Source organism: Pseudomonas sp. NFR16 (assembly GCF_900108875.1).
In the GTDB taxonomy this organism is placed as follows: domain Bacteria; phylum Pseudomonadota; class Gammaproteobacteria; order Pseudomonadales; family Pseudomonadaceae; genus Aquipseudomonas.
In genome coordinates this window covers 381,395-393,651 of sequence record NZ_FNYJ01000005.1, presented here as the reverse complement: position 1 = coordinate 393,651, position 12,257 = coordinate 381,395, and the positions used below count along the sequence as shown (strand labels likewise).

Annotated in this window: 7 protein-coding genes and 1 pseudogene; 5 read left to right on the top strand and 3 right to left on the bottom strand. The window is 59.1% G+C overall.

The features are described 5' to 3' along the window. The first annotated feature begins 8 nt into the window (after nucleotides 1–8). The 5 genes and pseudogenes from BMZ10_RS20485 to BMZ10_RS20460 all read left to right on the top strand — a co-directional run bounded on the left by BMZ10_RS20485 (nucleotide 9) and on the right by BMZ10_RS20460 (nucleotide 7,312). Nucleotides 9–1,133: an NAD(P)/FAD-dependent oxidoreductase gene (locus BMZ10_RS20485; RefSeq protein WP_093466480.1), complete on the top strand. Its 1,125-nt coding sequence runs from the start codon at nucleotides 9–11 to the stop codon at nucleotides 1,131–1,133. Further along, the gene (locus BMZ10_RS20480) at nucleotides 1,130–2,077 is read left to right on the top strand and encodes an ABC transporter substrate-binding protein (protein ID WP_093466478.1); all 948 of its coding nucleotides are present in this window, start codon (nucleotides 1,130–1,132) and stop codon (nucleotides 2,075–2,077) included. The genes BMZ10_RS20485 and BMZ10_RS20480 overlap by 4 nt, the downstream gene beginning before the upstream one ends. Before the next feature lie 52 nt (nucleotides 2,078–2,129). After that, nucleotides 2,130–3,488, top strand: coding sequence for a SidA/IucD/PvdA family monooxygenase (locus tag BMZ10_RS20475; protein WP_093466476.1), 1,359 nt, complete (start codon nucleotides 2,130–2,132; stop codon nucleotides 3,486–3,488). Then, nucleotides 3,485–5,504 (top strand): annotated as a pseudogene (gene sbnA / locus BMZ10_RS27750) (2,3-diaminopropionate biosynthesis protein SbnA). The gene BMZ10_RS20475 and the pseudogene sbnA overlap by 4 nt, the downstream one beginning before the upstream one ends. Further along, the gene (locus BMZ10_RS20460) at nucleotides 5,495–7,312 is read left to right on the top strand and encodes an FAD/NAD(P)-binding protein (RefSeq protein ID WP_093466467.1); all 1,818 of its coding nucleotides are present in this window, start codon (nucleotides 5,495–5,497) and stop codon (nucleotides 7,310–7,312) included. The pseudogene sbnA and the gene BMZ10_RS20460 overlap by 10 nt, the downstream one beginning before the upstream one ends. A gap of 87 nt (nucleotides 7,313–7,399) precedes the next feature. Here BMZ10_RS20460 and BMZ10_RS20455 read toward each other — a convergent pair whose 3' ends face one another. From BMZ10_RS20455 to BMZ10_RS20445, 3 genes are all read right to left on the bottom strand, one after another. Beyond that, nucleotides 7,400–8,683: a hypothetical protein gene (locus BMZ10_RS20455; RefSeq protein ID WP_093466464.1), complete on the bottom strand. Its 1,284-nt coding sequence runs from the start codon at nucleotides 8,681–8,683 to the stop codon at nucleotides 7,400–7,402. 15 nt (nucleotides 8,684–8,698) lie between these two features. After that, on the bottom strand, nucleotides 8,699–10,003 hold the full coding sequence (locus BMZ10_RS20450) for a hypothetical protein (RefSeq protein ID WP_177182174.1): 1,305 nt from the start codon (nucleotides 10,001–10,003) through the stop codon (nucleotides 8,699–8,701). A gap of 483 nt (nucleotides 10,004–10,486) precedes the next feature. Further along, a complete protein-coding gene (locus tag BMZ10_RS20445; RefSeq protein WP_093466461.1) occupies nucleotides 10,487–12,106 on the bottom strand; it encodes a glucan biosynthesis protein D in 1,620 nt (539 codons plus the stop codon). Nucleotides 12,107–12,257: the final 151 nt, after the last annotated feature.

The following is a 12,257-nucleotide window of genomic DNA, read 5'->3' as shown; positions in this document are numbered from 1 at the left end:
GCACGGTGATGAAAACTTCATTCGATGTGATCGTGATCGGCGCCGGTGTCATGGGAGCTTCGATTGCCGCTGCACTGGTTGAAAACGGTCTCGATGTCGCCCTGATGGAGAAGGGAGTCGCCGCAGGCCAGGGCGCAACCCGTGACACCGGCGGCATTGTCCGGGGGCTGGAGTTGGACCCCGCGCTGCGTCCTCTGACACGTCGCGGCGCGCATCATGGCAGCACCGGCATCGTTCACGCGATGTTCGAGCAGGCGCTGAGCCGCAGTGGCGTTGCCTACATCGCCAGCGCCGAGGTCTGCGGCAAATACCTGGAAGCATTCGGCAACGAAGGTTCGGAAAACATCGAGCTGCACGCGTCGGTGGATGCTCTGGATAACGGACGTTATTCAGCGTACTGCCCCGGCGAATGCCTGCTCATTGAACGCAGCGGCGGGACCGTCGATGCACGCACCGCCGTGTCGAATCTCTCTCGGTACGTCAGCGAGAAGGCCACTTATCTCGATCATCTGGCGGTTGATCGGTGTGTCGAGCTGGACGGTCATGTGCAGGTCCATGCAGGCAAGCTCTGCCTGGAGGCAACATGGGTGGTGGATGCCTGCGGCGCCAGCGGACCGCTTACTCGGCCGCGTAATGCCGTGCATGCACGCACGATTCCTTTCACGCGGTTCGGCTGTGACCAGGCGCCGAGTATGCCGATCATTGCTCACAATCTGAACACCTACCTGCTGCCGCTCGGGCGCAACCTGGTTCAGGTTGGAGGTCAGCGCCGTCAGCGTGCCGCCCACGCCGATCAGCTCAACCTGGCGCCACTGGATAATGAGCAAGACGTGATGGATCGCGTCGCCCGGCTCGGCTATGACAAACACCACAGTCTGCCGGTGGTGACGCAGATAGCCTGGGACGCTTACACCGATGACGGCCGGCCGCTGATTGGCCGCTCCAGTGCCAGAAGCCACATTTATCTGGCAACAGGCTTCTGTGGCATCGGCTTCAAGATGGCGCCCAGTGTTGCAGAGCTACTTGCATTTGAACTCGGCGGACTGATGGCAGGTTTGCCAATGGACGCCGACCATCGTTCGATCATGGAGGCGTTTTGCCCGTCACGGTTCGCTGAGGTGGCGTTGTCATGATGCGAATAGGCATATGCGCAGCGCTGGACGTCGGCACGACCTTGCATGCTCGCAGCTTCCTGCGCGGGGTATACCTCTCCAGTCACTTGTTCGGCAATGTTCGCCGCGCGCGACATTTTTATTTCGACGACGGCGCGAGCGCGGAGGGTGGCCGTGCAGCGGCCAGGCATTTCATCGATGCCCAAGTGGACGCCGTCATTGGTCACTTCGCTTCCGACTCCGCCGCTGCTGTTGTCGAAAGTTATGCACAGGCAGGCATTCCCCTTATTCTGCCCGCTTCCACCTGTGCAGCTTTAACGCAGGACGGCAGCACAACATTTCGCGTCTGCGCATCGGACAAAGTGCTCGCGGAACGGTTATTGAGCTTCGCCCAACAGCAAGGCCTCATGCGGCTGGCGTTGTTTGCAGACGCCAGCCTGCATGGACAGCAGCAAATGCACGAAATACAACAGGCGCTGAAGTTATCCACAGTGCAGCTGGCTGGGAAGCTGGAACATGCTGACGCTGTAGTGTTCTGCGGGCGACTGAAGGCCAGCCATCAGTTCCTTGTGGAAAACCGCGCCGCCGGTTGTGGATTACCGATGATTTTCACCGATGACGCGGCCTCGCCCGCACTCGTCAGTGGACTTGAGCAGACCGGCACGGTGTATGTCATCAGCTTTCCGGTCGCCAGCGATTTGCCCGAAGCGCAATCAGCAGAGCTGGCGTACCACCGCCTCTATGGCGAGCCCGCGCCAGTTTACGCCATCGAAACCCTTGCGGCCTTTGCCCTTGTGGAGGGTGCCGCCGGCCAGCGTCGCGGCCTGCTTCACGCCCTGCGTTTCAATCAGTTTTCCACACCTGCCGGCCCCGTCAGTTTCAGCAACGGGGAGAACGATCATGCCCGGGTTTCGTTGTGGGTCTACGCCGACCAGCACGTCCGTGAACGACGTCTGCTGTGTTGAAACGGGCCACTTCAGGGCTCGCCACGTCTTTGTACTTTCAGGAAGGACCACCATGAATCAGTTTGAAATCGAGGGTTTGCGCCAGGAGCTGGACGTCATCTCGGTCGGCTTCGGCCCCGCCGGTATCGCACTGGCGTGTGCGCTGGAAGACGAGGCGGAGGACAACGGCAAGAAGCCGTTCCAGCGCGTGCGTTTTTTCGAGAAGGGTCGGGATTCCACGTGGCATGGCGCGTTTCTTCTGGCAGGGACCGACATCAACCATCATGTGTTTCGTGATCTGGTCACGCCTCGCAATCCTCGCAGCCGTTTCTCCTTCGCGATGTACTTGAAGGAGAAAGGCCGCCTGTACAAATTCGGTCTGTTGGGGCGGCCAGCCAGTCGCGTGGAATGGTCGGATTACATTTCCTGGGTGGCGGGGCAGCTCAAGGAATATGTCTCCTACGACGAAGGTGTCCTCGAGGTTCTGCCGGTGGCGGAAAAAGGGACCTTGCGCGCAGTCGATGTCGTTACCTCGCAAGGGACTTATCGCACGCGGCGTCTGGTGCTGTCCCATGGCAGCCTGCCAAGAATTCCTGAAGCGTTTGCGCCTCACCTTGGCGGCCGGGTTTTCCACACCTCTCAGTACTTGAAAAACATCCACCTTGGCGGTGGTCCTATCGCGCAGCGCTGGCTCGTACTGGGCTCGGGCCAAAGCGCCGGCGAGGCCGTTACGCACCTGCTCGGCGCCGCGCCGACGACGCAGGTGCATTCGGTTCATCGCGGTGTCGGTTTCCGCGTCGGTCAATTGGGGCAGTTCCCCAACATGGCCTTCCTCCCGGAGCAGGTGGACTATTTCCATCAACTGCAGCCGGCGAGCCGCAACAGAGTCTTCGAGGCAATTCGTTCGACCAACTACGCAGGCATCGACGCCGATGAGAGCCAGGCGCTCTACTCATTCATGTACGAAGGTGAGGTGAGTGGGCACCAGCGGCTCAACCTGCATACATGGTCCAGCGTGCAGAGCGTAGAGAAGGTTGGTGACGCTTACTCGGTGGTGCTGCGGGACAGCAACACAGGCCTTGAAACCACGCTTTATGTCGACGGCATCGTGCTGGGCACGGGTTACGAACAGCTCGCGGTGCCACCTTTGCTGACCTTGCTGCAGCCTTGGCTATTGCGCGATGAAGACGGCAGCCTGGCAGTGGACCGGCACTATCGCGTGGGCTTGCAGAACAGTGAAGGCCTACAGATTCTGGCCAACGGGACGTCGGAGAAGACTCACGGCATCAGCGATGCTCAGTCGTTTTCCATGGTCGCCCTGCGTGCGCAGCACCTGACGGACGCTTTGCTCGCCACCCAGCCTCGGCAGCTCGCGCCTGTCGTGGCGCATCCGGCGTTATCGATGCCTGCACGCGTGGAGGCACGGCCATGAACTTCATCTCCCACATCGTAGGCGACTCGAACTTTGTCCGGCTCAAGGGGCTGGGGTTCGAAAACCTGCATTTGAAGCTCGAATCATGCAATCCGGCGGGCTCGATCAAGATGAAGACTGCGATCGGCCTGATCGATTCCTACGCCGAGCGCCGACTTATCCACAAGGACACCGTGTTGATCGAGTCATCGTCGGGCAACCTCGGCGTGGCGCTGGCGATGATCTGCGCAGAGCGTGGCTACAAGTTCTGCTGCGTGGTCGATCCCAACACCAACCTGCACAACATCAAGATGATGGAGGCTTTCGGTGCGCAGATCGTGATCGTCACTGAGCGCGACGACAACGACGGGTATCTGGGCACCCGGATCCGCTATATCCGTGATGCAGTCGCCCGCGATCCGCGTTACCTGTGGCTCAATCAGTACAGCAACCCTGCCAATGCGCGTACTCATGAACACACCACGGCGCGTTCGATTCACATCGCCTTTCCGGCGCTGGATTACCTTGTGGTGGGCGCGGGCACGACAGGTACGCTGATGGGCTGTGTGCAGTACTTTCGCAAGCATTCGCCTCGCACCAAAATCATCGCGGTCGACAGCGTGGGGTCCGTGACGTTTGGCCAGGCGCCGGGCAGCCGCTTCATCCCAGGGCTGGGTTCCAGCCAGATGCCGCCGATCTTCCGCGCCAACCATTTACACAAACAGCAAGTGGTGGATGAGAGGGCAACCGTCGCCATGTGTCGCTGGCTGGCGAAGTCCAATGGCGTGCTGGCGGGCGGCTCCACCGGGACGGTGGTCGCGGGGCTGGCGGCACCCTCGCTGGGCATTCCGAAGGATGCGGTGGTGGTAGCAATCTCTCCGGATGCCGGCGAGCGGTACCTGGAAACCATCTACAACGATGAGTGGGTCATGCAGAAGTTCGGGCGCGCCGAACTCGTCGCGCTGGGCAGCCAACCCATCAGCCGCTATCTGAGGAACTACGTCCACACCTTCGAAGGGGAAGCCGTCAATGCCTGACTTCCACGTCATTCCCGGCGCTGTGATCAAAGAGATTCTGGAACGCCATGCTGACAGCATGGTTGCGCGAATCGAACACGTCTATCTGCAGCATCATGATGGGCAAACCCTCAATCCCGACAGTTACTTTTTGCGTTTTCCACAGCAGCCCGCCAACCGGATCATCGCGCTACCTGCGGCGCTCGACGGAGACGACGCAGTGGCTGGCATCAAATGGATCTCCAGCTTCCCAGGCAATGTGGCGCATCAGCAGCCGCGTGCTTCGGCTGTGGTCATCCTCAATGATCGCCAAACCGGTTATCCCTACGCCTGCCTGGAAGGTGCGCAGATCAGCGCAGTCAGAACCGCAGCGTCGGCCGTGTCAGGCGCGTACTGGCTCAACGGTCAGTCAAGAAAGGCGCGATCTGTAGGATTCGTCGGCGCCGGAGTGATTGCGCGCAACATCGCTCGAATGCTTTGTGTAGAGGGCTGGGAATTCACCGACGCAGTCGTGCATGACTTCGACGCAGCATCGGCAAATGCGCTTACAGGCTTCATTGAGCAGAACGACTTATGCACAGCCCGCATCGGCTCCCTCGAGCAAGCGCTGGCGGCGGACCTTGTCATTTTCGCAACGACAGCGGGTGAGCCTTATGTGCGTGCGCCGATGGTCTTCAGGCCGGGTCAGGTGGTATTGAACATTTCGCTTCGCGACATCGCGCCAGAGCTGCTGCTCAAGGCCAACAACCTCTGCGATGACGTTGAGCACTGCATGAAGGCCAACACATCGCCTCATCTGGCTGAACAGCTCACCGGCAACCGTTCGTTCATGAACGGCACGTTGGCCGGGCTGATCCGCGGGGAAGTCGAACTGGATCCGGCCAGGCCATCCATTTTCTCGCCTTTCGGCCTGGGTGTGCTGGACCTTGCGCTGAGTAAATTCATCGTCGACATGGCGCTGTCGGAATCGCGCGCAGTCGTCATCGATTCGTTCTTTGGAGAGACACTGAGATGGAACTGAGCCCGGCACTGCCCATAGAGAAGTTATCCACATCAGGCGCGCCGAGCACGCCATCGATCAGAGTGGGTATTGTTGGTTGCGGCTCTCGGGGTCTCACCGTTCTCGAGCGGCTGTGTGCACTGGCTGGTGATATCGGGCGTCAGGTCGAAATCAGCGTATTCGATCCTCAAACGCCGGGACCGGGGCTGCATTCGGTCGATCAACCCGACTATCTGATGCTCAATACCGTCGCGTCGCAGATCTCCATGTTTCCCGACCCAGCCGCACTGGCGGGCCTGACCGGCCGACGCGGACCCAATTTCTATGAGTGGTGCCTGCGTTACAAGTCCGCGGAGCGCAGCGTCAGGCCGAACGAGTTTCTGCCCCGCCGGTGGCTCGGCGAGTACCTGCGCTGGACGTATGCGGAGGTTATCCGACACCTGCCCGCCAATGTGACGGTCAGGCATCATGCCTGCGTTGTGGATAACGTTGAGCACACCGATATGGGCGAGTTCATACTTTCCACAGGGAGTGCGGGAAAGCATCCGGTCGACTGGCTGCTGATCACCGTCGGGCACTCGCAGCCGGCTCCGAGTGTGGAAAACAGCTCAGACTCGGATGTGATGGCTCCTGTTTATCCACAGTTACACGATCTAACCAATATTTCATCCACAGACGCGATTGCTATACAAGGCCTGGGCTTATCGGCAATGGACGCGGTTGCGACACTGACGGTGGGGCGAGGAGGTCGCTTCGTGCACGGGCCTCAAGGGCTTGAGTACGTGCCCAGCGGGCATGAGCCGCGGCTGTTTCTGTACTCGCGGAAGGGTCTTCCCTATCGCACGCGCCCTGATATAGCTGCTCATCGAGTGAATCCTCCCGCTTTGATTTTTACCCTGTCGGCGGTGGCCGCACTTCGAGCTGATCATCCAGAAGGCCTCGATTTCGAGGCGCAGGTGCTACCGCTCATCAAAGCAGAAATGCTCGCCGAATATTTCGGTATGTTCGCGTCGCTCAAAGGTGAGTCGCCTCAGCGAATCAAATCAGAAATCGCCCATGCCTTCCTGGTGGGAGACGTGGATAGAAGAGCTGGCGAGTTAGCCGCACGGTTTTCCGCTCCAAGCCTGGACGAGGCTGTGTATAACCCTCACTTTCAACGTCCACCGATGGAAAACTATGGTGCATGGATGCGTGGCTTCATAGAGCGCGACATCGCTGAGAGTATCGCTGACCTTGACCACAGCCCTCTTAAGGCTGCCGCAGAAGTGTGGAGAAGCTGCCGGGAACAGATTCGTCGCGTTGTGGATAACGGAGGTCTGAAGCCTGAATCCCATCGCATTTTCTTTTTGGAATACGCCCCACTGGTCAACCGCATGGTCGCCGGGCCGCAAAAAGAACGCCATCAGGAGCTGCTGGCATTGTCCAACGCCCGCCTAGTCGAGTGGGTGCACTGCGCTCAAGTTATCCACAATGAAGCGGCTGACGTGACATTTATAGAGCTCGGCTCGGGAGACAGAGTGAAGCTGACACAGGTCATCAAGGCTCATGTGAGCAGCAACTCAAAGGCTGACACCCAGCCGGTGGTCATCAGGCAACTGCGTGAGACTGGAATTATCCACAGCCTCGACGGTTCCGGAAACGGCATTCACGTCGACAGCCACGGCAGGGCGCTACCGAACTTGTGGATAACTGGACCGGTCGTGGAGGGCGCCACGTATTACAACCACTATGTGCCTTCTGCTGGCAGCTACTCCCGAGCCTTCATCGACGCCGACCGAATCGCCCGAGAAATGCTGGGCGTTCATGTGCAGGCTGGGGTGGTTGCGTAAGTTCCTGTCGAGAGGCCGCATTTGGTGGCTTAGTAGAAACAAAAAAGCCCGCGCTGACTACGTCAGGCGGGCTTTTGCAGGGCGGGATCAAGGGTCGGGGCTTGCCCGAATGATCTTGGGAAACTCATCGAGCGTCACGGACGTCGCGCATCGATCAGCGTTGCACGACCAGTGTTGCTGGGTTTCGGTCATGCCTTTGTCTGCAGACTGAGTGTCCAGCGCGGTGACGGGGCGGTTGTTCATTGCCTGGGCGGTGATCTGTACGTCTCTCGCCCGGCCCAACGCCCAGGCCACCCATATGCGTTCGCTGCCATGGGTAAAGGCCAGTGTGTAGATGCCGTCTTTTTGCAGGCTGTTGGCAGGGTCGTACGTAAAGTCCCGTACGTAGGGGCTGATGGCTTTGAGCACCGAATACGCCGGCTTTGCGCTCAGGTCGCTGTTGAGCAGTCCGAAGTTGTGCTCCTGTTCATCCCGAGCGTCGCCATCGTTAATCAGGTCGTACCACCACATGCCTTTGACGTTGGGCAGGGTGCGAACCAGAAAGTAGGTTCGCGCCAGATACGCCGATTGACGAACGACGCTGATGCCACAGTTTCCATCATGGCTGGGCCAGCTCATCTCGGTCAGATAAAGCGCGATTGGCTTGCCGGCTTTGGAGCTGATGCTGTGGTCCACATCGCGCAGCCACGTAATCCAGCTTTCCGGGGTGTTGCGGTCTGCGCCTTCACAGTGCACATAAGGGTGAAGCGAAATCCCGTCGGCATCCTTGAACACACCCGCGGCCACCATGCGGTCGACGAATCCTCCCTTGATGCCTGCTGTCGTCACCGCGCCGGCCAGCACCTTGGCCTGTGGATTGTTTTTGCGAATGATGGGCGCGGCATCGCGGACCAGCTTCACGTAGTCCGTGCTCAGGCGAGAGTCGGTCGGACTGTCCAGGTCCCACTCGTTCCAGACTTCATAGAACTTCACCGGGCTGCCTAACTGACGGGAGATGTAATCCACATAATTCAGATAGGGCGCTTTGACTTCAGGCGTGCGCGGTTTCACATTGCCGGTGTACGACGTGCCGTAGCCCAGGATGATCATCGAGCTCATGTCCAGCCCTTTCGCCGTCCCCAGCCACGCGCGCCATAGCGGGATGATGCGGTGTTGATTGCGCTCCGGTTCAGAAGTCGACCAGAAGGCATCATCGCGCACCGAGGCAATGCCGGCGGCTTTTGCCAGCTCCAGGCTGCGCAGTGGCTGCTGTGAATTGTTCATCGAATGGGTCGCGACGCCGACGATGAACGGTTCGGCGAACGCGGTGCTGGCCAATGACAGCGCCAGCAACATGGACAGGCTGACACCGCGGCAGATTGAAAAGCGCATGCGTGTGATCCCTGTTCAGCTCAGCCCCGGCAGCGGGTTCCATCGCGGCAGCTCAAGTGGCTTTGGGAGGGCGTTTCTCACTTGCGACTTCACGGCCAGCACATGCCCTACGGCCATTCCGAGGAAGAGGTTGGCCAGGGTGACTTCCAGCGTGTCGGTGGTCCAGCTGACGATGCAAATGCAAAAGCTGGTGCCCAGCATGGCGCGGCCATAACGCGTGGTGCTGTCGGCGAGGATGAAGAACAGAGGAATGTGCAGAGCGTATAAAAACAGCCCCGCCAGGCCGAAGATCGCCCAAAGATAAACCACGGTACTGTCGGAAATCATGAAGACGTCCGCGTCTATGACCGGGAACGCCGCCACAGAGCTGCCTACCAGCCCGAAGCCTGCGCCGGTGATCGCACGGTCTTCACTGATCAGCGCCTTGATCACATTCGGCCAGGTGTTGATCAGCCGGTCGTAAATGGACGCAAGCGCACTGGTCGCGGAGATCTTGTTGGGGTCGAAGTCGACCATCAGTGCAAGGAACGGCAGCGAAATCCCCAGTACGACGGCCACGACAACGGCCGCGCGAGTGGTCCAGCGGAACCGGCAGATCATCAGCAGACCCACAGCGCCGATGAAACCCAGTGCCGGCGCTTTGCTGGTGGTCAATATCACGCCCCCCAACCCGATCGCGCAGACCAGCAGGCCAAGCAGCCTGGAGCGCAAGGTCGCGATCAGGTACAGGCTGAAGATCGAGATGATGATCGCCAGCGCGCTCGAGATTCGCGCAAACCCTGCCGGCCGGTCCGCATCCTCCGCTGCCCACGCGGTGTTTGCGCTCAGCTCGGTGCCGGCGATGGTGTAGCTGTAGCCCTTCCATGGCAAGTTGATGTAGCGATCCAGGGCGATACCCGCCAGCGAAGCCATCAGGCAGAACGCGATAGCCCACATGAACAGGCGCTTGTGGCGAATGATCTGGTCGCCACAGGCAAGGCCGAACAACAAGGGGCTGATGCCATACAGTGCGAACGCGAAGTTGCCCGCGCCTGCACCGTTGAGTCCCGCCCACGCCGCTGACAGGAGCAGCCCCAGCAGGCACAACCACACCGCCGGACTTGCCTTGAAGTTGCGCAGTTCCAGAGCAAACAGAATGAGGCAGGCGACCTTCGGGCCGTACAGCATCACCGAAATGCCGGCCTGATCCAGATAGAAACGCAAAGCGCCGGAGAAGGTTTCGACCACCATCAGGCTGATCGCCACCAGGACGATTGCTGTGGATTTGTCAAAAGAGAGCAGGGACGGTTTTTCAACGTAAACGGGGGAAGTCGACATCATGGTACAGCCCCTCGGGAGCGTTTGAGCGGAGAGTGAATCGCAAGACTTTTCGCGTGGAACGCGCACTGCGTTACGGCAAAGCTACCGCCAGCCGATGTCGGCAATGGCCGTCGGTCCGCATGTGAATTTGCCGTGATCAATAGGCCGTCGAGAGAGAGCAGAAGGCCGAAAGGCCTGCTGTCGAACGGCGAGACAAGGGATATATCAGCCGCAGACGTGGGGGCTGTCAATCAAATAGTCAAAGTTTCGGACATGATTTCACACTCAAAAAAATCCATGTTCATAACTGATTGATTTAATTGATGGATAGAAAATTGACGCTGGCTTATGGGGTATCGGGCGGGCGTTTAAAGCGACCCTCTATGACTCATTTCTGGTACACAAACCGCTGCTGTGAGCAAAAAATGATCAATTGAGAACGCGATAGAAACGTGAGGTCACCCATTTTTCTGAGTGACTTCACGTCTTTCACGGCTCCGTCGCTTAGGTGTAGCGACGCTTGTCGGGCGCTGGCGGGAAGTACTGATACAGCCAGGTCTCGCTGAGCGTGCGATCACCGGTCTTGATGAACATCCGCATTTCCACAGGATCGACCGAATCGCTCGTCGGATACCAGTCAAACGTGACCCTGAAGCCTTTGATATCGGGCAATACCAGCACATTGAAGTCTTGCACTTTGCCATTTGAAACGGTCACCACAGGCTCGATGCCAGACCCTTCGGGCAAGCGATCAATACCGCCGCCGTTGAAGTCCACAGCGAAGCGCCGCGCCCAGACGTCCGGATAGTGCTCGCCCGGCGCCCAGCCTTCGATGAAGCCACCCATGCCGGAGCGCGTTGCGTGGACTTGAGCCAACGGCGTGCTGACCGGTGGCAGAGGGCTCCAGTACAGTTTGTAGCCGTAATTCATCGACATCCCGGCTTTGACCGGCACTTTCGGGTTCCAGAACGCGACGATGTTATCCAGGGTTTCGCCGGTGGTGGGCAGTTCCAGCAGATCGATCGAGCCTTCGCCCCATGCCGTGGTCGGCTCGACCCACAGGCTCGGCCTGCGGTGGTACCAGTCGACGGTGTCCTGATAGGTCTTGAAGTCGTGGTCGGTCTGGACCAGGCCGAAGCCTTTGGGGTCCTTATCGGCGAATGCGTTGAATTGCAGCTTGGCGGGGTTATTCAGCGGACGACAGATCCACTCGCCGTTGCCGCGCCACATGGCCAGACGGTCGGAGTCATGGATTTCCGGGTGAAGGGTGTCGCACATGCGGCGTTCGTGGGTGCCACAGCTGAACATGCTGGTCATGGTCGCGATGCCGAGTTGTTCGATGTCGGCGCGCGCATTGATGTGCGCGTCGATATCCATCACCACGCGGTCAGCCTGGCAGTCGATATCGAAACGATAAGCGCCTGTCGCACTCGGCGAGTCGAGAAGGGCATAGACCACGAAGCGGGTGGCGTCCTTGGTCGGCTTCTCGAACCAGAATTTGGTGAAGTCGGGGAATTCTTCAGGGCGATGGGCGTAGGTGTCGATCGCCAGCCCGCGAGCCGAAAGACCATACTGTTTGTTGCTGTCGATCGCCCGGAAATAGCTGGCGCCCAAGAACGACAGAATGTCGTTGATCGCGATTTCCGGCGCCTTGAACAGTTTGAACCCGGCGAAACCCAGATCGCCTTTGAGCTGCGACTGGTCGATACGACTGGCTTCGTAGTTGAAAAGCTCAGGTCGGAAATGCACTTCTCGCGCTTCCTGGCTGGCGGGGTCGACGCTGTACATGCGCACGGGCGTCTTGAAGCCGGCGCCGACGTGGAAAAAGTGCACGTCCAGCTGACCCTTGACGTCATTCCACAGGGAATGACCCGCGTCGTATTTGATCGCATTGAACTGCTGAGGCGTCATGTTCGCCAAGGTAGGTGGCAAGTTCTGCTTGGTGCTCACATAAGGCTTGCCGGCCAGCTGTTTTGCGGTTTGTTGCAAAGTCTTGAAGTCGAAATGTTCAATCTCGCCATCGGCCGCCGTAGCCAGGGCACGCGCCGCATACAGACCCGAGGCTGGCAGCGCGCTATAGGCTGCCAGCGCCATGGAAGCTTTCAGGAGATTCCTGCGATTCATAAGGTGAAGCCTCTGAAGAAATGCTGTGCCTTCCTGCACGAAAAAGTGCGCTTTCCCAATCCTTGCCGAACGCAAATTACCAACAAACAGATAACAAACTCGGCATCTTGTTCGCAAAAAAGATAAAAAATCGTTTCAGGTCGCGACTTGG

Excerpts from the sequence above, each read along its gene's own strand:
- BMZ10_RS20455 (WP_093466464.1), bottom strand. The coding sequence starts at position 8,683 with ATGCGCTTTTCAATCTGCCGCGGTGTCAGCCTGTCCATGTTGCTGGCG.
- BMZ10_RS20450 (WP_177182174.1), bottom strand. The coding sequence starts at position 10,003 with ATGATGTCGACTTCCCCCGTTTACGTTGAAAAACCGTCCCTGCTCTCT.
- BMZ10_RS20485 (WP_093466480.1), top strand. The coding sequence starts at position 9 with ATGAAAACTTCATTCGATGTGATCGTGATCGGCGCCGGTGTCATGGGA.
- BMZ10_RS20480 (WP_093466478.1), top strand. The coding sequence starts at position 1,130 with ATGATGCGAATAGGCATATGCGCAGCGCTGGACGTCGGCACGACCTTG.
- BMZ10_RS20445 (WP_093466461.1), bottom strand. The coding sequence starts at position 12,106 with ATGAATCGCAGGAATCTCCTGAAAGCTTCCATGGCGCTGGCAGCCTAT.
- BMZ10_RS20460 (WP_093466467.1), top strand. The coding sequence starts at position 5,495 with ATGGAACTGAGCCCGGCACTGCCCATAGAGAAGTTATCCACATCAGGC.
- BMZ10_RS20475 (WP_093466476.1), top strand. The coding sequence starts at position 2,130 with ATGAATCAGTTTGAAATCGAGGGTTTGCGCCAGGAGCTGGACGTCATC.